The sequence below is a fragment of the Yoonia sp. D2-7 genome (assembly GCF_055809435.1).
On the sequence record NZ_CM147912.1, the window covers coordinates 2,254,472 to 2,275,600 of the forward strand.

Consider the following 21,129-nt stretch of genomic DNA (forward strand, 5'->3'; position numbering starts at 1 on the left):
ATGCAGACGGCCCTGAAGATTACAAACCTAAGCCTATTGGTTTTGTTTCCCATCGCGTGGTTTGCGCCATTGATGCGCGCAGGCCTGCTACCGTTGTTTGGACTATCCGAAATTTCCGTCATTTCCGGTCTGCAGAGCCTTTGGAAGTCAGATGTATTTCTGGCGTTGGTCGTCACGGTCTTCGCGCTTTTCGCGCCGTACCTGAAGACAATTGGCCTCGCGTTGGTTCATTTTGATCTGCTTAAGGCGAAAACACTGCCAGTCCTGAGCTATATGGGCAAATTAGCGATGGCCGATATCTTCTTGATTGCGTTGTACATTGTACTTGCGAAAGGCGTTGGTATCGGCAAAGTGGAAACCGCATGGGGCCTTTATCTGTTCACGGCCTGCATCGTCGCATCGTTACTCATCTCGATGTTCACCACAAAATCCGCCGCCACAGACTGACCCCGATTTTCCGGAAAATTCGCGTTTGCGCATTTGCATTGCGGCCCATGTCAAAATGGGACAAAACGGAAACATGGCTAAATCGTTAAATTACACCTGCAATGAATGTGGCGCCTCCAGCACGAAGTGGTCAGGCCAATGCGACGCGTGTCAGGCTTGGAATTCGATTGTCGAGGAAAAGCCGCTTGGGGCCGGACCCGGCAAAAAATCACTTGGCGCGCGACGCGGTAAACCGATCCCGCTAACCGATCTTGCAACAGTCGGCGAAGCCCCGCCCCGCACCATGTCAGGCGTCGGCGAATTGGACCGTGTGCTTGGCGGCGGCTTGGTGAAGGCGTCCGCCCTTTTGGTCGGCGGCGATCCCGGCATCGGGAAATCAACGTTGCTATTGCAGGCTGCCGCCCGCTTTGCCCGCAACGGGCTAAAGGTCGTTTACATCTCAGGCGAAGAATCCGCGGCCCAAGTCCAAATGCGCGCCCGTCGTTTGGGACTGCATGAAAGTCCCGTGGCGCTCGCCTCTGAGACAAACCTGCGCGACATTCTCACCACCCTTGAGGCCGAAAAACCCGATTTCGCGATTATCGATTCGATCCAGACCATGTGGGCCGACCACGTGGACAGCGCCCCCGGTTCCGTGTCGCAGGTCCGCACCTGTGCCCATGAACTTACGACATTTGCCAAATCCCATGACGTCGCCATCGTGATGGTCGGCCACGTCACTAAGGAAGGTGCAATTGCTGGCCCGCGTGTCGTTGAACATATGGTTGATACGGTGCTGTATTTCGAAGGCGAACGCGGTCATCAGTTCCGCATTCTGCGGTCCGTGAAAAACCGCTTTGGCCCCGCAGACGAAATCGGCGTGTTTGAAATGACTGGCAAAGGGCTGGCGGAGGTTAAGAATCCCTCTGCTCTTTTCTTGTCAGAACGCACCCCTGCACCCGGATCAGTTGTGTTTGGCGGCATCGAAGGCACCCGTCCGATGCTTTGCGAGATCCAAGCCCTTGTGGCCCCTTCGCCACACAGCCAACCGCGCCGATCCGTCGTCGGATGGGACAGCGGGCGGCTTGCGATGATCCTCGCGGTGCTCGAATCACGCTGTGGTGTCCCCTTCACCGGATTGGACGTTTATCTTAACGTAGCAGGGGGTTTGCGCATTTCAGAGCCAGCCGCGGACCTCGCCGTTGCAGCCGCGCTCGTTTCGGCGCGAGAAGACGCAGCATTGCCAAAAGAATCGGTGGTTTTTGGCGAAATCAGTCTGTCCGGTGCGTTACGTCCTGTCGTTCAGACGGAAAATAGATTGAAAGAAGCGGCAAAACTTGGTTTTACCTCCGCAATCACGCCGCAACAGACCAAACAGGTCGCGGCGTCCGGTCTGACTTTGCGGCAACCGCAAGACTTGGCTGGTTTTGTTGAAGAGGTATTCGGCGCAAGATCCTAGGCGTCGGGCAAGAGGAACGACATGGACTTTACAATCATCGACGGCGTCGTCGCGATCATCATCGTGCTTTCCGCCCTACTGGCCTACAGCCGTGGCTTTGTCCGCGAAGCAATGGCCATCGCGGGATGGATTGGGGCCACGATCTTAGCCTTTATCTTTGCCGATCAGGTGCAACCGCTGATCCGTCAAATTCCGGTCGTTGGCGACTTCATAGGTGATAGCTGTGAATTGTCGATCATCGCGTCCTTTGCGGCTGTTTTCGCCGTAGCCCTTGTCGTCGTGTCGATCTTCACGCCGCTGTTTTCCAGCATCATCCAACGGTCCGCCCTTGGTGGTTTGGATCAAGGTCTTGGTTTTGTCTTTGGCGTGGCGCGCGGCATCTTGCTCGTAGCCGTTGCGTTCTTCGTTTATCAAACCGTTCTATCTACGCAGAAAATCGAAATGATCGAAAACAGCCGCTCTGCTGTGATCTTCTCGCAGTTCACCGGCACGATCGGCGAACGTGATCCCGAAGCAGCACTTGGCTGGATCACCACCCAATACGAGCAGTTGGTCGGCGATTGCGGCGCAACAGAGCCCTCCGAGACACTGACAAACGAATAAGACAAACATAGGTGCGCTGCGGCGCACCTTTTCATTTGTGGGATGCCCGATCTATGGGCGTGACTCTGTCGTCCCAAATGATTAAGACGCCCCTAAACGCAGCCACTGGATATGGAAAGCTCACCTTGTCCCATCAGATGCCCCCTGCCCACCCTTTTGACGATGATAAGCTCAAGGAGGAATGCGGCGTCTTTGGCGTCGTTGGTGTCAGCAACGCCGCCAACTTTGTAGCGCTCGGTCTTCACGCCCTGCAGCACCGCGGCCAAGAAGCGGGCGGCATCGTCACCCACCACCCAGAGACAGGTTTTCACCAAGCCCGCCGTATGGGTCTGGTCCGCGATAACTTTACCTCTGCCGAGATGATCGAACGCCTGCCCGGTCCGATTGGGATCGGTCACGTGCGTTACTCCACCGCAGGCAACAAAGGTCAGCGTACAGAAATTCGTGACGTTCAGCCGTTCTTTGGCGAATTTTCGATGGGTGGGGCTGCGATTGCCCACAACGGGAATATCACCAATGCGATGTCCTTGCGCAAAGAGCTGACCGAACGCGGATCAATTTTCCAGTCGTCATCTGATTCCGAATGCATCATCCACCTGATGGCCCGCTCCATGGGCAAAACCATTCCTGACCGGATGGAAGAAGCGCTACGCAAAGTCGAAGGAGCATTTTCCGTCGTCGCGATGACCCGCACAAAGCTGATCGGCTGCCGCGATCCATTAGGCGTTCGTCCGTTGGTTCTGGGCAAGGTCGGCGATGGTTGGGTTCTGTCTTCCGAGACCTGTGCGCTTGATATCATTGGCGCGGAATTCATTCGTGAAATCGAAGCTGGCGAAATGGTCGTGATTTCGGACAAAGGCGTCGAAAGCCATTTCCCGTTCCGCCGCGCGAAATCACGTTTCTGTATCTTTGAACATGTGTACTTCAGCCGTCCAGACAGCCAGCTTGGCGGTCGGTCCGTTTATGAGACGCGCGAAAACATTGGTCGCGAATTGGCCAAGGAAAACCCGATTGAAGCTGATCTGGTTTGCCCGGTTCCGGATTCCGGGACCCCGGCTGCGATTGGCTATTCCTTGGAATCCGGTATCCCGTTTGCCATGGGGATTATCCGCAACAACTACATGGGCCGGACGTTTATCGAGCCGACTGAACAGATCCGCAACATGGGTGTATTGCTGAAGCTCAACGTCAATAAGGCGCTGATCAAAGGCAAACGCGTGATCTTGGTTGATGACAGTGTTGTACGCGGCACAACCAGCCGCAAGATCAAGGAAATGGTGCTGGATGCAGGCGCTGCCGAAGTCCACTTCCGCATCGCGTCCCCGCCTACAGCTTGGCCGTGCTTCTACGGCGTCGATACGCCAGAACGCGAAAAACTGCTGGCCGCCACTATGTCCGAAGAAGAAATGCGGGTGCATCTGGGTGTTGATAGTTTGAAATTCATCTCACTGGATGGCCTGTACCGCGCGGTTGGCGAAAAAAATGGCCGCAAGGCAGCGTCGCCTGCCTATTGCGACGCATGTTTTTCCGGCGAATACCCGATTCCCCCTTCTGACATGATCGAACAAGGCTTTAAAGCGAAGCAGGCCGCCGAATAGGCCAGCGAAACGTTTCCTAAACTTTTCCATGCGATCCACAAAGCATCCAGAATTCAGGAGGTGTGATGGGACGCATGGAAAGCAACGATAGTCACCAAGTCAGCTATCGCTGGTCCATCATTATGGACGGCGGCCAAACCATCGCTTTTGAAGGTGGTAACACAGCTGGTGCTGCAAAATTCGTAGATGAGGTGCAGCGGTTTCATCTCACAGGCGAGAAACCGAAGGAAGTGCGAAACTACCGGTTCCCTACGCACAACCATTCAACCGCGTTAGCCGCTGATATCCTTGTCGACATATCCAAAGTTCAACTTGTTTTGCGGGAAACACTGCCGCTAACCTTGTCGGCCCCTTGACCGTTTGAAGTTGACGCGTCACATGGTGCGTTATGACAAAGATTGCATTGATCACTGGGGCCTCTCGTGGGCTTGGCGCAGCACTTGCCGAAGAATTGGCCGCAACCCATCATGTTGTGGCCGTCGGTAAGACAACCGGTGCGCTGGAAGAACTGGATGACCGTATCCAAGCAGCAGGTGGTGTATCGACATTGGCCCCGATGGACATCACGGTTGAGGCCGCGATGCAGCAGTTGTGCCGTTCGATCTATGATCGCTGGGGTAAACTGGACCTATGGGTACACGCAGCCGTTCATGCCGCCCCTCTTGCGCCTGCTGGCCACATCGGCCCCAAAGATTTCGATAAATCGGTTTTGACCAACATCACCGCAACCGCCCGCCTGATCGGTTACATCAGCCCATTGCTTGGGACCGATGGACGCGCAGTGTTCTTTGACGATCCCAAGGCCGGCACGGCGTTCTTTGGTGCTTACGGCGCAACGAAGGGCGCACAAGTCGCGTTGGCACGCAGTTGGCAGGCCGAAAGTGCCAAAACCGGCCCGGTCGTCAAAATTCTATCGCCCGCAGCCATGCCAACCGCAACGCGGGCACGGTTTCATCCAGGCGAAGACAGATCCACGTTGGCCAGCCCGGCAAGCGAAGCAAAACGTCTCTTGGGTGAAATCCTGTCATGACAAACCCGACGCTGACCGACATTGTTGGTAGCGTCAAAGCACATTCGGCACCAGACAACATGAAAACCGCAATCATCGCGATTGATGGCTGCGGTGGCGCGGGCAAAACAACTTTATCCGAACGCTTGGCAACGCGTCTTGATGCGCAAGTGATCCATACCGATGATTTCGCGAGCTGGGACAATCCGCTGAATTGGCACGACAGGCTGATCCAGCAAGTGCTGCAGCCGCTTCATGCTAATACCGCCGCCCGATACCAACGCTTCGATTGGTCAACGAACCGTCTGGCGGAATGGCACAGCGTCCCGATACAACCTTTCGTCATCCTTGAAGGTGTGAGCAGCGCACGGATCGCTTTCCGAAAATTTCTGTCATTCGCCATCTTTGTCGACACCCCGTCCGACATTTGCCTGCGACGCGGCCTAGCGCGCGACGGTGACGGTGCGGCCCCACTTTGGCGAGACTGGCAAGCTGCCGAAGCCGCATACCTGACCTCGGACGCCCCACAAGATTTCGCCGATCTGAAAATCGACGGCACCCAATCCATCCCCAAATAACACCCACTGTCTGAGTCTCAGCCGCAACATTGCAAAAATGACGCTATCCCCTTCTTGTCCACTGCGAAAACCTCGCTTACGAACAAAACAACAAAGGGGCGCAGATGCGTATTTTAATCACAAATGACGATGGCATTAACGCCCCGGGACTAGAGAGTCTTGGAAGCCATTGCAACAGAAGTTGCTGGTCCCAACGGCGAGGTCTGGGTCGTTGCCCCCGCGCTGGAACAGTCGGGCGTCGGCCATTGCATCAATTACACCCGCCCGACCATGATCACCGAAATTGCACCGCGCCGTTTTGCCGTCGAAGGTGCGCCTGCGGACTGCGTGCTGGTCGGTTTGTATGAAATTATGAAATCGGCAAAACCGGACTTGATCTTGTCTGGCGTCAATCGCGGCAATAACGCAGGCGAAAACACGCTTTACTCCGGCACCATTGGCGCCTGCATGGAAGCCGCTTTGCAAGGCTACAACGCCATAGCGCTGTCGCAATATTACGGTCCTGATAACGCCCATCTGGACGACCCATTCGAGGCCGCAGCGCAACACGGCGCCCCCCTAATCAAGAAACTGATCGCTCAGGGCGTCTGGGACAATGCTGATTACCGCTTGTTATATAACCTGAATTTCCCACCAGTGCCCGCCGTTGATGTAAAGGGCCACAAAGTCGCAGCACAAGGCTATCGCCCCAACGCCCGTTTTTCAGTTGAGCCGCAGACGTCACCGTCCGGCCGCCGCTATGCGTGGATCAAAGGTGGCAGCCAGCGCGAAATGACAACAGAGGGCACTGATGTGCGCGCCAATCTCGAAGGCTACATTTCGGTCACGCCGATGCGCGTTGATCTGACAGCCTACGACGTGTTGGATCAGCTTAAGGGTCAGTTGGATTGATGATCGACCCTGACATCAAAATGCAGTTTCTTTTCGCGTTGCGATCCAAGGGCGTGACCGATGCACGTGTGTTGACCGTCATGGAGCAGGTCGACCGCGCCGCCTTTTTGACGGGCTTGTTCAAAGAACGGGCATACGAAGATATGCCGCTGCCCATTGCCTGCGGCCAAACGATTAGCCAGCCGTCTATCGTTGGCTTGATGACCCAAGCGCTAAACGTGCAACCTCGCCATAAAGTTTTGGAAATTGGAACAGGGTCCGGCTATCAGGCCGCAATCCTCGCGAAATTGGCCCGTCGTGTTTACACAATTGACCGTTTCAAACGACTTGTGACCGAAGCAAAGTCCCAATTTGACGCTCAAGACATCAGCAATATCACCGCGATCGTCGCAGACGGCAGCCATGGGTTACCCGAACAGGCCCCCTTTGATCGCATATTGCTGACCGCAGCTGCAGAAGACCCACCCAGCACCCTCTTGGCGCAATTGCGGATTGGGGGTATCATGGTGTTGCCGGTCGGCCAGTCCGATACCGTGCAAAGCCTAATCCGTGTCACAAAGACCGAAGACGGATTGGACTATGAAGAATTACGTACCGTTCGTTTTGTGCCCCTTCTTGAGGGGCTCGGCCAAGACTGACGCAAAAGGCGAGACAGGGCAGAACTCCGGCAAACGGGGCGCCCGCATGAGGAGCAGAGATATGACCGCCATCAGGCGCAATGGGGTGCGACGCATCCTGATGACCACCGCAGCCCTTGCCGCATTGGCTGGCTGCGCGGAAAACCCATTTGAAGGGTTCGACTTTGACCTACGGGACTTGGGTGACGGGTTCGACACCTCTGAAGCGGTTGCGAATATTGCGCCACGCCCTGCCCCCGATGATCGCGGCGTTATTTCTTACCCCAATTACCAAGTCGTTTTGGCCAAACAAGATGACACAATCCGTACGATTGCGGGGCGCTTGGGTCTGAATGCAGCAACTTTGGCAACGTTCAACGGCATTGATGCAGATGCCACGCTGCGCCGCGACGAAGTTATTGCACTACCTTCCCGTGTCACCGAACCGTCACCTGCAACAGGTGCCGCAACGACCGGCCCGATCCAACCGCTTGATGTTGCAGCGGTTGCGACGACCGCACTCGACCGTGCCGATGCAGCCGCACCGGCGGCGCAGGCGACACCGCAAGCTGCCCCTGCTCGCCAATCCGGAGCAGAACCTGTCCGCTACCAAGTCGGTCGCGGGGACACCGCATTTACCATTGCACGGCAGTTCAACATTCCCGTCGCAAGCATCGCTGAATGGAATTCGCTTGGGCCCGACTTGGCCATCCGCGAAGGTCAGTTCCTGTTGATCCCGCAAAGTAGCACGCCAAGCCGTCCACAATCCGTGGCCGATGCGCCAGTGACAACGCCGGGCACCGGTAGCCAAACTCCCGTACCGCCAAGCGCATCCGCACCGCTGCCAGATGAAGCCCCATCCGTTGCAGCACCCGCGCCAGAAGCACCGAACCTTGGCACACCGACGGCAACGCCCGCGCCTGCACCGGCGGCGGTACCTGCCCCCGCACCAGCGGCGAGCAGCAATGCACAACTTGTCCGTCCGGTCGCTGGCACAATCATCCGCGCCTATGCCGCAGGCCGTAACGAAGGGATCGACATCGGTGTGCCAGCAGGGACAAGCGTGAAAGCAGCTGATGCAGGGTCCGTTGCCGCTGTGACCACTGACACGTCCGGCGTTGCGATTGTTGTGATCAAACACGCGGGCAATCTGCTGACCGTTTACACCAATCTCGCAGATCTGACCGTCGAAAAAGGCGACAGTGTTTCACGCGGTCAAGCCATCGCCAAAGTCGCAGCAGGCGATCCAAGCTTCCTGCACTTCGAAGTGCGGCGCGGGTTGCAATCTGTTGATCCGGCGGACTTTTTCTGAGTTTTCGTAAGTATCTCGCCGAGGCGCCCGTTGATCGGACGGGATGCCTCCGGCAGGGATATTTAGGACCAAAAGAATTAGGGCGTTGCGCTGTTAACCTAGCGTGACGCCCTTTCTACCTGCGAGATCAACGAAATACTGCCAAGCCACGCGGCCCGACCGTGATCCGCGTGTCGCCTGCCATTCGATAGCCTCTGCGCGCAGTGTATCGTCGTCAATAGACACACCATGTGCGTCGCAGTATCCACGGATCATGGATAGATATTGATCTTGATCACAAGGATGAAACCCGAGCCACAAACCAAAACGGTCGGAAAGAGACACTTTCTCTTCCACAGCTTCCCCCGGCGTGATCGCCGTGGAGCGCTCGTTTTCGATCATATCGCGCGGCATTAAGTGACGTCGGTTGGACGTCGCATAGAGCACAACATTGTCCGGCCTGCCCGCGATGCCACCATCAAGGACCGCCTTCAGTGATTTGTAGTGCGCGTCGTCATGGCTAAACGACAGATCATCGCAGAACATCAAGAAGCGTTGCGGCTGATCGCGCAGCATATCAAGACAGCGACCGATGCTTTCCATGTCCTCGCGCTGGACCTCAACGATCCGGAGGTCGGGGTAATCTTTGATCACCGCCCCATGGATTGCTTTGACAAGGCTGGATTTTCCCATGCCCCGTGCACCCCAAAGCAACGCGTTGTTGGCGGGCATACCTTTGGCGAACTGGATCGTGTTGGCCAGCAGCGTGTCCCGTGATCGGTCCACCCCGATCAAAAGATCCAAATCAACGCGGTTGACCTTGTTCACGGGCACCAATTGGTCCGGGTCGGTTTGCCAGACATAGGCGCTTGCGGCGCTCAGATCAGGTGCAGGCAGCGGCGCGGGGGCAAGCCGTTCCAGCGCCTCCGCGATCCGCAACATCACGTCGTCGTTCATGGTTTTGGCTCGTCCGCAGCGTCGGCCAGATCGGCTTCTTCTTCGTCATCATCGATGTCGTCGAACAGGCTTTCATCTTCGCCGATGATGCCTTCAGCACGCGCCGCTTTATCTTTGCGTCGCTCTACGCCTGCCACCAAATGGATCGAGATTTCGTACAGCCCGAAGACCACCACAAACAAGATCAGCTGGGTGGTGACGTCCGGTGGCGTGACCAAAGCTGCGACAACAAGGATACCAACAATCGCGTATTTCCGGACGTTCCGCAGGCCACGCGATGACGCAAGACCAGCCGTACCCATTAGGGTCAAAAGAACCGGAAGCTGGAAACAAACCCCAAAAGCCACGATCATTTTCAGCGTGATATCAAGGGTTTCGTTAACTTTTCCGTTGAATACAATGTCCACACCACTGTCGCTTGGCGGTGCTGCGAAGACTGGCATTGCGCTTGTCCCGCCAGAGCCAGGCAGCAACAGCGTGCCGTCCGCAGGAGGCGCAATTGCATCAGCCATGATTGCAGAAACGAACGATGGAAGGTCAGCAAACCCGAGGAAAAACGCCATGGCAAGCGGGACAACCACATAATGGGCGAAGGCCGCGCCGATCACAAAAAGTACGGGACTTGAGATGATAAATGGCAAGAACGCGTTCTTTTCGTTCTTGTAGAGACCGGGTGCCACAAAACGCCACAGCTGATACGCGATCACAGGGAAGGATAGCGTTAGACCACCCACAACCGAAATGCGGATCAACGTGAAAAAGTATTCCTGCGGTGCGGTGTATTGCATCACAGGGTTTTCGTTGCCCAAGGACCGCATCGTTTTCTCAATCGGGCCAAGCAAAAAGTCGAGCAACATGCTGCCAAACGAAAAGCACAGAACCATGGCAACCAAAAACGCGCCAACCGAATAGATAAGACGCTGCCGCAGCTCCGTCAGGTGTTCGATTAACGGCGCGGCGCTGCCGTCCATCTCGTCTTGGGTGCTCATGCTTCGCCCTCTTTTGGCGCGGTCGGTGCTTTGGTTTGGCCGACCTCAGGTGCGGCCGTATCAGCGTCAGCTGCTTTCGCAGCCTCGCGTTCTTTGCGGGCCTCTGCGGCCTGCGCCATACCTGCGTCCATCTTTTCTTTGGCCGCTGCCCGTTCAGGCGACAAGGCTGCGGTCGCGGCAGTGATGCCAGACGCTTCTTTCAGTTTGTCGACACCAAATGCCTTGGGGTTTGCAGCGGCTTTCAGCCCCTTAGAGATATCGTTCACACCTGCATCGTTGGCCGCATCATTCATCGCTTTCGAGAACTCGCGCGCCATGCCTTTGGCCTTGCCTGTGAACTCTCCCATTGTGCGGAACAGTTGCGGCAGGTCTTTGGGACCGATCACGATGAGGGCAACAATGCCCACCACCATCATTTCACTCCAGCCGAGGCCAAACATGTGCGATTACCTTATAGGGATCAGATATGGGCGACTTAGACTTTGTCTTGCTCTTCAGCAGGTGTCACGCCTTTGGCGTTTGCCATTTCGTCTGTGACTTCTTTGTCCGCATCGTTCACGCCCTTTTTGAAAGCAGTGATGCCTTTGCCCACTTCGCCCATCAGGCTGGATACTTTGCCACGGCCAAACAGGACCAAGACAACAACGGCGATCAGAAGGATGCCGGGGATACCGATGTTATTAAGCATGATGTTCTCCTTAGAGCAGGCCGTTCGACCCGCATAAATCTGTCATTGATTGACAGATAGGGGGCAAAGTGCCGCGATGGAAGTGGGAAAATACAAGATAAAACCCCTTTTTTGCAAGGGCATGATGTTATTTGTGACAAATACTTGTCAGTTGTCAGTTTTTTGTCAAGATGGACAAGTTGATAAGGAATCATAGATGCGACGCGCAGACCGCCTGATGGCACTTGTTCAAATCCTCAGAGATGGCGCGCTACACCGCGCAGCAGATCTGGCTGCCGCCGTCGATGTCAGCCTGCGGACGATCTATCGCGACATGGAAACGCTCGCTGCATCCGGTGTGCCGATCGAAGGTGAACGCGGTGTGGGCTATCATGTGACGGCTGCTATCACCCTGCCCCCACTGAACCTGACCATGACCGAATTAGAAGCGTTGCACATGGGATTGATGGCTGTCGGCGGCGGCAATGATGCAGAACTTGCGACGGCAGCGAACACATTGACCCAAAAACTGGACGCGGTGATGCCAGAGGACCGATCACGCAGCCCTGCCCCCTACAGTTTTGCGATCTACCCTTTTGCGGATGCGGCGAAGGGTTTCCAGCATTTGCCGCAAATCAGGCAGGCCATTCGCGCCCGCCAAAAACTGCTTCTGTCTATAGGTGGTCACCATAGGACCGTCAGGCCGCTCCAACTGGATTATTGGGGGCGGCTTTGGACCTGCGTTGTCTGGTGCGAAACGTCCAAGGGCTTCGATGATCTCCGCGTTGATCAGATCACGGATATGCGTATTCTTCCGAGCCTTTTCGTGGATGAACCTGAAAAGTCCTACACGGCATATTTGGCCCAACGGAAATAACCGCAGGGCCAAACTTTCGCAAAAAGCGAACTGGTTAACCGATTAGTGCTTTGCGCAACATATTCAGTGCCACGAGGATCAAGAATACACCAAAGACCTTCTTGAGTGGTTTAGGATCCATCTTATGCGCCAATGCAGCCCCCCAAGGCGCGGTGATCAAGGTCATCGCAATCACCAGTGCAAAAGCCACAAGATTGACCGCCCCGATCGTCAACGGCGGGGTTGGGACCGCCGACATATCAGCAAGCAAGAACCCGATCACGGACGGCACGGCGATGATCACACCGAATCCTGCCGCGGTGGCCACGGCCCGGTGAATAGCAACGCCATATAGTGACATCACAGGGACGCCGAACGACCCGCCACCGATCCCCATAAGCACCGACAAGAACCCCAGCAGCGGCGAAAGCACTGCACGTGCTGGCCCCACAGGCATGTCCGGACCTAGGCGCCATGATGCGCGTCCAAAGGCCATATAAGCCCCAACGATAATTGCGAGCACGCCGAAGATGGCTTGCAAGGCGCCAGACCGCAGTGATGTCGCGATGCTCACCCCGATGACCGCACCGATCACGATACCGGGCAGCCAGCCTTTTAGGATTTGCAGGTCCACGGCACCTTTTTTGTGATGCGCCAACCCAGACCGGACCGACGTCACGATAATCGTTGCCAGCGATGTTCCCAGGCATAATTGCATCAGCTGCGGGCTGTCGTAACCAAGGGCGCTGAATGCGTAGAAAAACGCGGGGACCAACACGATACCGCCCCCGACCCCCAACAGGCCCGCCAAAACACCGGCAAAGGCACCAATGATCAAGATCAAACCGACCATCGGCAACAACAGTGAGAGTTCAGGCATTAGGCAGCTTCTTTCGTAATAAAGGACAAAGCATCAAGCAGGACCTGCGCATCAGCCCCGTCGCGGTGCGCGTTCTCGGACAGATAGCGCCGCCACATGCGTGCGCCAGGGCGGGCTTGGAACATGCCAAGCATATGACGTGTAACTTGGTTCAGGCGACCACCTTGCGCGATGTGATCTGTGATGTACGGCACCATTTCGTGCACGACGCCTTCAGCGGTCTTCGCGGCATCGGCCCCGTAGATAAGGCGATCTGCGTCTAACAGCACGTCAGACGGCGTGTGATACGCGAATCGCCCGATCATCACACCGTCCAGCCCCGCATCCAGAAAGCCAAGCGCTGCGTCCAAATTGGTAATTCCACCATTGATGGACAGATGAAGATGCGGGAACAACCCTTTCATTTCATGTACCAATTCATAATCAAGTGGCGGCACATCGCGGTTCTCTTTCGGAGACAAACCTTGCAGCCACGCCTTGCGCGCGTGAATCGTAAATCGATCGACGCCAGCGGCACTGACTTGCGTCAAGAAGTCGGGCAAAACCTTCGCCGGATCTTGATCGTCCACACCGATCCGGCACTTGACGGTCACAGGCAAATCGGACGCGTCCTGCATTGCTTTCACACAGGCCGCAACGACGTCAGGGCTTTCCATCAGGATCGCGCCAAATGAACCGGATTGCACCCTGTCGGAAGGGCAACCGCAGTTCAAATTAACCTCGTCATAGCCGTATTCGGCGGCAATAGCGGTCGCTTGCGCCAATTGCGCGGGATCAGACCCGCCAAGCTGCAGCGCCACAGGATGTTCGGCGGCATGATAGCCAAGCAGCCGATCACGATCACCATGAACAATCGCAGGTGCGGTCACCATTTCGGTGTAAAGCAGCGTCTGCTTTGACATCAGCCGGTGCAAATAACGGCAATGCCTGTCCGTCCAATCCATCATCGGGGCGACGGACAAACGGGCGGCGCTTCTGACTTTGTCTACACTCATGTGACATATCCCAATCGCAGCCCCTCCGGGCCGAGTTCGGGTTCGGGTTAGCCCATACCGCTTTGAAAGAAAAGCCATGCAGCTTTGGCCTTAGGGTGCTTGCTCAAGATGGATCGAAAAACGCTGCGTTCTGTTCTGCGAGGTCCTGCAACAACGCCAGAACTGCCCTTGTGTGATCCCGTGCAATTTCTGTCGCCAGCGCATTGTCTTTTGCAATCATCGCATCAAATAATTCGGTGTGCTCTGCATGTAGAGTGTTCAACCGTTCTGGATCATTCAAAGAAATCACCCGCAAACGGTCTAGCTGCGCTTTCTCGTCATGCAACACCTGCGCCGCACGCGGGAAGCCCGTGCCGTCTGCAATCAACCCGTGGAAAGCGTCGTCGAGATGGTGAAACCCAAGATGGTCGCCATCCACAATCGCCGCCGCCTGCCCTGCAAGGTTTTCAGCAATCGCAGCCCGCACATCAGCAGACATACCAAATTCAACGATGCGAGTGACGTTGGCGATCTCAAGCGCCTCTCTTAAAAATTGTGCCTCTTGCAGCTTTGCAGCGTTTAGCTTGGTGACAAAGCTACCGCGACTTGGCCGCGTTTCAACCAGATGCAAGGCGCGCAGTTGCGCAAGCGCTTCGCGGACAGGCGTTCTGCTGACACCCAACTGAGTTCCGATTTCGGGCTCCGACAAGGCCTGACCAGGCACCAGCCGCATCGACAGGATCGCATCTTTCAGAATTCCGAAAACCTGCGGACCTGCCGCCAATGCAGGATCAACAAACGCGGGTGTCAGCGTCGTCAAGTTAGGCGGTGCGGAAGGATGATCATCGGACATACCAATTGGTATACCGGTATACCGGTGCTTTACAATGGCCACCCGCTCCCGTTACGCTTCCTGTAACGCAAAAGAATGGAGCGAGACGCAATGATGAACGCGGTGCTGATCGGTTTGGGAATGGTTGCCGAAACGCACGTCCGCGCCATTGCGGCTGCTCCGGATGTGACCTTGCGCGGTATCTACGGACGCAACACTGAAAAAGCGGTTGCTTTTGCACAGGAAATGACACCGGTTCTGGATAGTGCTCCCAAAATCTACGACACGGTGGCTGACATCGCTTCGGACCCGGACGTCGATTTCGTCATTATTTGCACACCGCCCAATGCCCGCCTTGATCTGGTCACCGCATGCGCAAAAGCCGGTAAGCCGATCTTGATGGAAAAACCCGTGGCCGTTGATACCGAAACAGCCACAACCATCGTGAAAATCTGCGAAGATGCATCTGTACCGCTTGGTATCGTTTTTCAACACAGAATACGGGAAAGCACGGCGGAACTGGCTAAGCGCTTGCGTGGCGGTGCGATGGGCGACATCGCCGTCGTGGAAATATCCGTGCCTTGGTGGCGGGATCAGTCCTATTACGACGAACCCGGACGCGGCACATATGGGCGTGACGGTGGTGGCGTATTGATGTCCCAAGCGATCCACACCTTGGACCTTGCCCTTTCGTTGATTGGCCCGATTGAAAACGTCCAAGCGACCATCAGGACAACCGCATTACACGACATGGAAGCCGAGGATTATGTGACAGCGGGCCTTAATCTTGCGTCTGGCGCTGTCGGATCGCTCGTTGCCAGCACGGCCAGTTTTCCGGGGCAGCCCGAGTCCATCACTCTACACTGCACACATGCGTCCGCGACGCTGACAGGCGGGCAAGTGACCGTGCAATGGCGCGACGGGACGACGGAGGTCACTGGCGAAAAGGCCGACACGGGCGGTGGCGCGGACCCGATGGCCTTCACCTTCGCATGGCATCAGGCGATTATCTCTGATTTTGCACAGGCCGGTCGTGACGGCAAAGCCCCGATCGCTAGCGGCCGTGCCAGCCTTCAGGTCCACCACTTGATCGATGCTATCGTCCAGTCGTCACACGAAAAGCGGTCGGTCCGCGTTCAGAAAGGTCCGTAGATGACGAAACCATTAAAATTCGCCGCGATTGGAATCGATCACCGTCATATCTTTGGCATGTCAGAAAGCATGATCGAGGTCGGTGCAGAATTCGTCGGATGGTGGACCGCAGGGTCCCCGCCCCCGCTAGACGGTTTTATCAAACGATTTCCGGACGTGCCGCGGGTAACGGATGTAGAGACGCTGTTAGCTGATCCGTCAATTGATTTGATCCTGATCTCTTGCGTGCCTGCTGATCGGGCCGCATTTGCTGTGCGTGCCATGCGGGCGGGCAAAGACGTTATGACCGACAAACCGGGATGCACAACGTTGGACCAACTCGACGCGATCAAGACAGCCCAAAAAGCGACCGGTCGGATTTGGTCGGTGAATTTTTCTGAACGTTTCGAAGTCGCCTCCATGACCCGCGCCGCTGAACTGGTCGCTGCCGGAGCTATCGGCAAAGTTATCCAGACGACCGGTCTGGGACCACATCGCCTGAATGCAGCAACGCGACCTGACTGGTTTTGGGAACGAGACCGTTACGGAGGCATTCTATGCGATATCGGGTCGCACCAGATCGATCAGTTTCTGTTTCTGACGGGCCAAACCGACGCTGAAATAAAGCGCGCCTATACCGCAAATTATGCGAACCCTAACCATCCCGAACTTGAAGACTATGGCGAAATCGTCCTTCAAGCAGGTGACGCGCATGGGTTTATCAGGGTCGACTGGTATACACCCGATGCTTTGCCGACATGGGGCGACGGGCGGCTGACCATTCTTGGCACCGAAGGGTATATCGAGCTGCGCAAATACGTGGACGTCGCACGCGATGAAACGGGCGATCACCTGTATTTGGTCAACGGCGACCGCTGTGAAAAGATCGATTGCAGCGATGCGGGGCGTCCGTATTTCGCGCGGCTGTCTGATGATATCCGGAACCGTACAGATACGGCGGTTCCGCAAGCGCATACCTTCAAAGCGATGGAACTTGCGATCAAAGCGCAGATGCTCGCCGAGGAAACCAAATGATCACGGTCGCAATTTTTGGTGCGGGGATCGGTCGCGAGCACCTTGATGGCTATCGCGCCTTGCCGGACCTATTCGAGGTCAAGACACTTTGCGATCTCGATCGCGCGCGCGCGTCAGAAGTGGCGGGCGAAGATCCGATAACGATCACCGATAACCTCAGCTCGGTGCTCGCTGATCCCCGTATCGATCTCGTGGATGTCTGTTTGCCGCCACACCTGCATTACCCGGTCACAATGCAGGTTTTGAAGGCTGGTAAACATGCGATTTGCGAAAAGCCGTTGGTGTCATCCCTTGCGGATGCAGATAGTTTAATATCCATCTCCAATACATTGAAAAAGAAAGTTTATCCGGTATTTCAGTACCGCTACGGACGCGCAATGACGCAGGTCCAAGCGTTGCGTGATGCCGGCCTTCTGGGCACGCCTTATGCCGCATCCATTGAGACCCATTGGTGCCGCCGCGCCGATTATTATGCAATCGATTGGCGTGGGACATGGGCAGGCGAAAACGGCGGCGCAGTTTTAGGCCATGCGATCCATAACCACGATCTAATCACAGCACTGATGGGGCCAATTCAAAGTCTTTCAGCATTTACGGCGACGCGCGTAAACCCAATAGAAACAGAGGATTGCGCGTCGATCTCAATGCAGATGATGAATGACGCCTTAGTCACATCGTCAATCACCCTTGGGGCGGCGGATGATACCACACGGCTCAAATTGGCTTTCTCGGGTGTCACCATCACCAGTGGCACAGCCCCTTACGCGCCTGCAACCGATACGTGGACCTTCACCGCACGCGATCCAGAACTTCAATCTGCCGTTGATGACGTCATCAATAGCGTGGGTGATGTGCCGCAAGGATTTACAGGTTTTCTTTCAGCCATCGCAGCTGACCTCAAACAACAGCCAGCCGAAGCGGTCACCCTAGCCGACGGCCGCCAATCGATTGAACTGGTTGCTGCGATTTACCACGCCGCGCGGACCGGAACTGTTGTCACCCTCCCTTTGACCGAAGACCACCCGCTTTATGCGGGTTGGCACCCCTCGAAAGACTCGTAAGACATGAAACAAACTTGGCGCTGGTTCGGACCACACGACACGATCACAACTGCGGATATGCGGCAATGCGGTGTGCAGGGGGTCGTTTCGGCCCTGCACCACATCGCCCCCGGCAAAGTATGGCCGCAGGATGAAATCAAAACACGACAAGCCCAGATCAGCACCTTCCCCGACGGGACTGTATCGGGGCTAGCTTGGGATGTCGTCGAAAGCCTGCCTGTTTCCGAAACGATTAAGACAAAGGGTCCGGACTACACCAGCCATGTCGCCAACTACATTGAAAGCCTGCGCAACATCGCGGCCTGCGGCATATCGGTCGTGTGTTACAATTTCATGCCAATCCTTGACTGGACACGGACCGATCTGCGCCGTCGGATGGATCATGGTGGCAATGCAATGTCATTCAACCTAATCGATTTCGTCGCCTTCGACCTTCATATCTTGAAACGCGCGACAGCGGCGGACGACTATAGCGCGGAAATCCTTTCGCAGGCGGCCGAACGGTATTCCAAACTTGGCGCCGATGGGGCGTTACAGCTGCAAAACAACATCATTGCAGGTTTGCCCGGTGCCAACGACACATGGACCTTACAACAAGTTCGCGACAACCTTGCGACCTATGCGCAAATTGACGCGGTCAAACTTTACGACAACATGATCGACTTTCTTGCCGAAGTGACCCCCGTCGCCCAAGACCTTGGCATTCGCCTGTGCTGTCATCCTGACGATCCGCCTTTCCCCCTACTTGGCCTACCGCGGATCATGTCGACGCAAGCGGACTATACCAAACTGATCCAAGACGTTGATGTCGCCGCCAACGGGATCACGTTCTGTACAGGATCGCTGGGTGTTGATCCAGATTTTGACGGTCCGGCATTTATCCGCGCGCTAGGACACCGCATCCATTTTGTCCACCTGCGCAATACGACCCGCGAACAGCCCAGTGACGGCGAGCGTACAAGTTTCCACGAGGCCGCCCACCTCGAAGGCGACACAGATATGGTCGCGGTGATCCAAGCGCTTGTGGCGGAGGAAGCGCAACGTCGCAAGGCGGGTCGAGACGATCACGAAATCCCGATGCGTCCCGATCATGGCCAAGACATTCTGGACGACCTGACAAAGGACAGCATGCCGGGTTACCCGTTGATCGGTCGGATGCGAGGGCTGGCAGAACTACGCGGGATTATGGCCGCAACGCCGCACGCCCAAAGATAGGAATTCGTTAACTTTTTTGAGGTATGGTCTGCTGGCAAGGAGAGCAGCTATGGACCTATCCCGCAATCGATCACCACTAGATGCGCACACGACCGAACCGCACAATCCGAACTGGCGTTGCGTGAATAACCACACAGTTGCAGTGCAACGATCAGACGATTTGCACCCTCAATCTGCTTTACTGTGGAGGTTTATGTTATGCTTCAGCATCGTTTTCTGGGTGGGCGTAGGGCTGCTGGCATTCGGCTAACGAAAGGCTGCGACCTTGCAGCGACGGCGATGAGCTGAATGTTTGTCTTCTGTTCCTCAACATGTGATCCAACCACACGGGCAGCAATTTCTTGTAGGTTCTTGATCACAAACGCTTCCGTTTTCCCGCGTAGTATTCTAGTATTTCAAGCTGAAAATACGTTGAATCGACGAAAGCAAGGAAGCGCCAAATGACTGATTTTCCGGTAATCGAAGCAGGCGAAAATGTGACACGGCAAGTGCTGGCGGATCATCCTGATTTGATGGTTGTCGCCTTCGGCTTTGGTGCAAAAGGTGCCGAGGGAGCGTTGCACAACCATCCGCATGTTCAATCGACGTTTGTTGAAAGCGGTCGGTTTCGGTTTTCGGTAGATGGTGTCGAGACCGAAGTAGGTCCCGGCGACAGTTTTGTCATACCGTCAAATGCTGTGCATGGCTGCGTCTGCCTTGAACCGGGCCGTCTGGTCGATTGCTTCACGCCACGACGCGATGATTTTCTATAAGCTCTGCGGCTACTTACGTAACCCCACACAGTCCAACTGCCAGAACGCATCGCGCATGATGACGGTGCCGCGATGCTCGGCGTTATCTTCGATCAGATAGACCTGAAACGCATTTTCAGGAATGCGTAGCGACGGCCGTCTAAAGCCCAAATCACCGGCCGCGACAAATCCAGAGCCGCGGTAATATTTGGGGTTTCCTTCCAAAAAGACCATGCCCGCCCCAGCGTCCTGCGCTGCTTGAATACCGGCGGCGACCAGTGCTTTTCCAACACCTTGGCCTTGGTGTTCAGGAAGAATGCCCAGCGGCGATAACGTATAGACATCCACCATTTGCGCATCCGCGTCCAACCACGTGTGGGACAACAGGACATGTCCGACAATAAGTCCTTCGTTTTCTGCGACGATCGAAAGCGTTGGCAACGCCCCTTTCAGCGAACGCAAGGCCGATACAAGATCGACAATCGGTTCATCGGACCCAAATGCTTCGGTATGCAAAAACGCAACCGCCCCAAAGTCCGATTGGACTTCAGGGCGGATGATCACATTTTCTGGCGTCGCCATTAGCTGAACAACATGCCGCCGTTGATGTCGATGTTCGTGCCCGTCATGAACGCGCTGTCGTCACACGCGAGGAACAGAACCAAGTTTGCGATATCATCCGGCACGCCCTGACGACGCACAGGTGCGGATGCTTCCAAACCACGGCGTGCAGCGTCCGGCGTGTGGATGTTGTGGAAGTCGGTGTCGATCATGCCGGGGCAGATTGCGTTGACGCGTGTTTTTGGACCCAGTTCTTTGGCCAGACCACGTGTCATCGTCATCACCGCACCTTTGGAAGACGCGTAAGCCACGGAACCCGGGCCACCGCCATCACGACCAGCTTGGCTGGCAAGGTTCACAATTGTGCTGTTCTCGGACATGTGCGGCAAGCACGCCTTGATCATCAAGAAGATGCTTTTCAGGTTTAGATCCATGACCGCATCCCAATGGGCAACCTCCATATCAAGGATCGTTTTGCGCGCGATCAGACCGCCTGTGTTGTTCACCAGAACGTCGACGCCGCCGAATTCTGCGACGGTCTTTTCGACCAGCGCGTTCACGCCCGCCTCTGAAGACAGATCGCCTTGCAGCGCAAACGCTTTACCGCCCGCGGCAGTGATTTCGGCCACAGCCTCATCTGCGCCTTTGCTGGATGAAAAGTAGTTGATCGCAACATTCGCGCCTGCTTTTGCGAGCATCTTCACGCAAGCCAGACCGATATCGCGGCCACCGCCTGTGACGATGACTGTTTTCCCTTGAAGTTTCATG

The 21,129-nt window shown here is 55.8% G+C and carries 24 protein-coding genes and 1 pseudogene; 16 read left to right on the forward strand and 9 right to left on the reverse strand.

Annotated features, from left to right (window positions below; genetic code table 11):
• The 10 genes and pseudogenes from AC0L7R_RS11010 (at position 1) to AC0L7R_RS11055 (ending at position 8,493) form a co-directional block, all read left to right on the forward strand.
• On the forward strand, positions 1–447 hold the full coding sequence (locus AC0L7R_RS11010; protein WP_473656929.1) for a paraquat-inducible protein A: 447 nt from the start codon (positions 1–3) through the stop codon (positions 445–447).
• Between the two features lie 73 nt (positions 448–520).
• Positions 521–1,885 (forward strand): DNA repair protein RadA, encoded by a 1,365-nt coding sequence (gene radA, locus AC0L7R_RS11015; protein ID WP_473656930.1) that lies wholly within the window; start codon positions 521–523, stop codon positions 1,883–1,885.
• Between the two features lie 21 nt (positions 1,886–1,906).
• Positions 1,907–2,488: a CvpA family protein gene (locus tag AC0L7R_RS11020; RefSeq protein ID WP_348107283.1), complete on the forward strand. Its 582-nt coding sequence runs from the start codon at positions 1,907–1,909 to the stop codon at positions 2,486–2,488.
• Positions 2,489–2,625: 137 nt separating this feature from the next.
• Entirely contained in the window at positions 2,626–4,086 is a 1,461-nt protein-coding gene (gene purF, locus AC0L7R_RS11025) for an amidophosphoribosyltransferase (RefSeq protein ID WP_473660400.1), read from the forward strand.
• Positions 4,087–4,151: 65 nt separating this feature from the next.
• A complete protein-coding gene (locus AC0L7R_RS11030) occupies positions 4,152–4,442 on the forward strand; it encodes a hypothetical protein (RefSeq protein ID WP_247126863.1) in 291 nt (96 codons plus the stop codon).
• A 32-nt stretch (positions 4,443–4,474) separates the two neighbouring features.
• Positions 4,475–5,116 carry an SDR family NAD(P)-dependent oxidoreductase gene (locus AC0L7R_RS11035; RefSeq protein ID WP_473656931.1) on the forward strand — a complete coding sequence of 214 codons (642 nt, stop codon included), beginning with the start codon at positions 4,475–4,477 and terminating at the stop codon, positions 5,114–5,116.
• Positions 5,113–5,673, forward strand: coding sequence for a uridine kinase family protein (locus tag AC0L7R_RS11040; RefSeq protein ID WP_473656932.1), 561 nt, complete (start codon positions 5,113–5,115; stop codon positions 5,671–5,673). The genes AC0L7R_RS11035 and AC0L7R_RS11040 overlap by 4 nt, the downstream gene beginning before the upstream one ends.
• 104 nt (positions 5,674–5,777) lie before the next feature.
• A pseudogene (surE, locus tag AC0L7R_RS11045) lies at positions 5,778–6,564 on the forward strand (5'/3'-nucleotidase SurE).
• A complete protein-coding gene (locus tag AC0L7R_RS11050; RefSeq protein ID WP_348107279.1) occupies positions 6,564–7,202 on the forward strand; it encodes a protein-L-isoaspartate(D-aspartate) O-methyltransferase in 639 nt (212 codons plus the stop codon). Before surE ends, AC0L7R_RS11050 begins: the two are co-directional and overlap by 1 nt.
• A 61-nt stretch (positions 7,203–7,263) precedes the next feature.
• The gene (locus tag AC0L7R_RS11055) at positions 7,264–8,493 is read left to right on the forward strand and encodes a peptidoglycan DD-metalloendopeptidase family protein (RefSeq protein ID WP_473656934.1); all 1,230 of its coding nucleotides are present in this window, start codon (positions 7,264–7,266) and stop codon (positions 8,491–8,493) included.
• A 93-nt stretch (positions 8,494–8,586) separates the two neighbouring features.
• On the opposite strand, the gene AC0L7R_RS11060 is transcribed toward AC0L7R_RS11055, so the two are convergent.
• From AC0L7R_RS11060 to tatA, 4 genes are read right to left on the reverse strand one after another with little or no spacing between them, the layout of a single operon-like run.
• Positions 8,587–9,429 (reverse strand): DUF815 domain-containing protein, encoded by an 843-nt coding sequence (locus AC0L7R_RS11060; RefSeq protein ID WP_473656935.1) that lies wholly within the window; start codon positions 9,427–9,429, stop codon positions 8,587–8,589.
• The gene (tatC, locus tag AC0L7R_RS11065) at positions 9,426–10,418 is read right to left on the reverse strand and encodes a twin-arginine translocase subunit TatC (RefSeq protein WP_473656936.1); all 993 of its coding nucleotides are present in this window, start codon (positions 10,416–10,418) and stop codon (positions 9,426–9,428) included. Before tatC ends, AC0L7R_RS11060 begins: the two co-directional genes overlap by 4 nt.
• The gene (tatB, locus tag AC0L7R_RS11070; RefSeq protein ID WP_473656937.1) at positions 10,415–10,858 is read right to left on the reverse strand and encodes a Sec-independent protein translocase protein TatB; all 444 of its coding nucleotides are present in this window, start codon (positions 10,856–10,858) and stop codon (positions 10,415–10,417) included. The genes tatC and tatB overlap by 4 nt, the downstream gene beginning before the upstream one ends.
• 35 nt (positions 10,859–10,893) lie before the next feature.
• Positions 10,894–11,106: a twin-arginine translocase TatA/TatE family subunit gene (gene tatA / locus AC0L7R_RS11075; protein ID WP_473656938.1), complete on the reverse strand. Its 213-nt coding sequence runs from the start codon at positions 11,104–11,106 to the stop codon at positions 10,894–10,896.
• Positions 11,107–11,302: 196 nt separating this feature from the next.
• Between tatA and AC0L7R_RS11080 the strand changes: the two genes are divergently transcribed.
• Positions 11,303–11,962, forward strand: coding sequence for an HTH domain-containing protein (locus AC0L7R_RS11080; protein WP_473656939.1), 660 nt, complete (start codon positions 11,303–11,305; stop codon positions 11,960–11,962).
• Between the two features lie 34 nt (positions 11,963–11,996).
• On the opposite strand, the gene AC0L7R_RS11085 is transcribed toward AC0L7R_RS11080, so the two are convergent.
• The 3 genes from AC0L7R_RS11085 to AC0L7R_RS11095 form a co-directional block, all read right to left on the reverse strand.
• Positions 11,997–12,821 carry a TSUP family transporter gene (locus AC0L7R_RS11085; RefSeq protein WP_473656940.1) on the reverse strand — a complete coding sequence of 275 codons (825 nt, stop codon included), beginning with the start codon at positions 12,819–12,821 and terminating at the stop codon, positions 11,997–11,999.
• Positions 12,821–13,816: a tRNA dihydrouridine(20/20a) synthase DusA gene (gene dusA, locus AC0L7R_RS11090; protein WP_473656941.1), complete on the reverse strand. Its 996-nt coding sequence runs from the start codon at positions 13,814–13,816 to the stop codon at positions 12,821–12,823. Before dusA ends, AC0L7R_RS11085 begins: the two co-directional genes overlap by 1 nt.
• Before the next feature lie 103 nt (positions 13,817–13,919).
• Complete coding sequence (locus tag AC0L7R_RS11095) at positions 13,920–14,648, reverse strand: GntR family transcriptional regulator (RefSeq protein ID WP_473656942.1); 729 nt, start codon at positions 14,646–14,648, stop codon at positions 13,920–13,922.
• A 90-nt stretch (positions 14,649–14,738) separates the two neighbouring features.
• Between AC0L7R_RS11095 and AC0L7R_RS11100 the strand changes: the two genes are divergently transcribed.
• The 5 genes from AC0L7R_RS11100 (at position 14,739) to AC0L7R_RS11120 (ending at position 19,821) form a co-directional block, all read left to right on the forward strand.
• A complete protein-coding gene (locus tag AC0L7R_RS11100; protein WP_473656944.1) occupies positions 14,739–15,779 on the forward strand; it encodes a Gfo/Idh/MocA family protein in 1,041 nt (346 codons plus the stop codon).
• Positions 15,780–16,793, forward strand: coding sequence for a Gfo/Idh/MocA family protein (locus tag AC0L7R_RS11105; protein ID WP_473656946.1), 1,014 nt, complete (start codon positions 15,780–15,782; stop codon positions 16,791–16,793).
• A complete protein-coding gene (locus AC0L7R_RS11110; protein WP_473656947.1) occupies positions 16,790–17,854 on the forward strand; it encodes a Gfo/Idh/MocA family oxidoreductase in 1,065 nt (354 codons plus the stop codon). The genes AC0L7R_RS11105 and AC0L7R_RS11110 overlap by 4 nt, the downstream gene beginning before the upstream one ends.
• Before the next feature lie 3 nt (positions 17,855–17,857).
• The gene (gene uxuA, locus AC0L7R_RS11115) at positions 17,858–19,069 is read left to right on the forward strand and encodes a mannonate dehydratase (protein ID WP_473656949.1); all 1,212 of its coding nucleotides are present in this window, start codon (positions 17,858–17,860) and stop codon (positions 19,067–19,069) included.
• A 440-nt stretch (positions 19,070–19,509) separates the two neighbouring features.
• Positions 19,510–19,821, forward strand: coding sequence for a cupin domain-containing protein (locus AC0L7R_RS11120; RefSeq protein ID WP_247126845.1), 312 nt, complete (start codon positions 19,510–19,512; stop codon positions 19,819–19,821).
• Positions 19,822–19,830: 9 nt separating this feature from the next.
• Here the strand turns inward: AC0L7R_RS11120 and AC0L7R_RS11125 are convergent, their stop codons facing one another.
• Together AC0L7R_RS11125 and AC0L7R_RS11130 are read right to left on the reverse strand one after the other, a co-directional pair.
• Complete coding sequence (locus AC0L7R_RS11125; protein ID WP_473656950.1) at positions 19,831–20,382, reverse strand: GNAT family N-acetyltransferase; 552 nt, start codon at positions 20,380–20,382, stop codon at positions 19,831–19,833.
• Positions 20,382–21,128, reverse strand: a complete 747-nt coding sequence (locus AC0L7R_RS11130) for an SDR family NAD(P)-dependent oxidoreductase (RefSeq protein WP_348109111.1) — start codon at positions 21,126–21,128, stop codon at positions 20,382–20,384. Before AC0L7R_RS11130 ends, AC0L7R_RS11125 begins: the two co-directional genes overlap by 1 nt.
• Position 21,129: the final 1 nt, after the last annotated feature.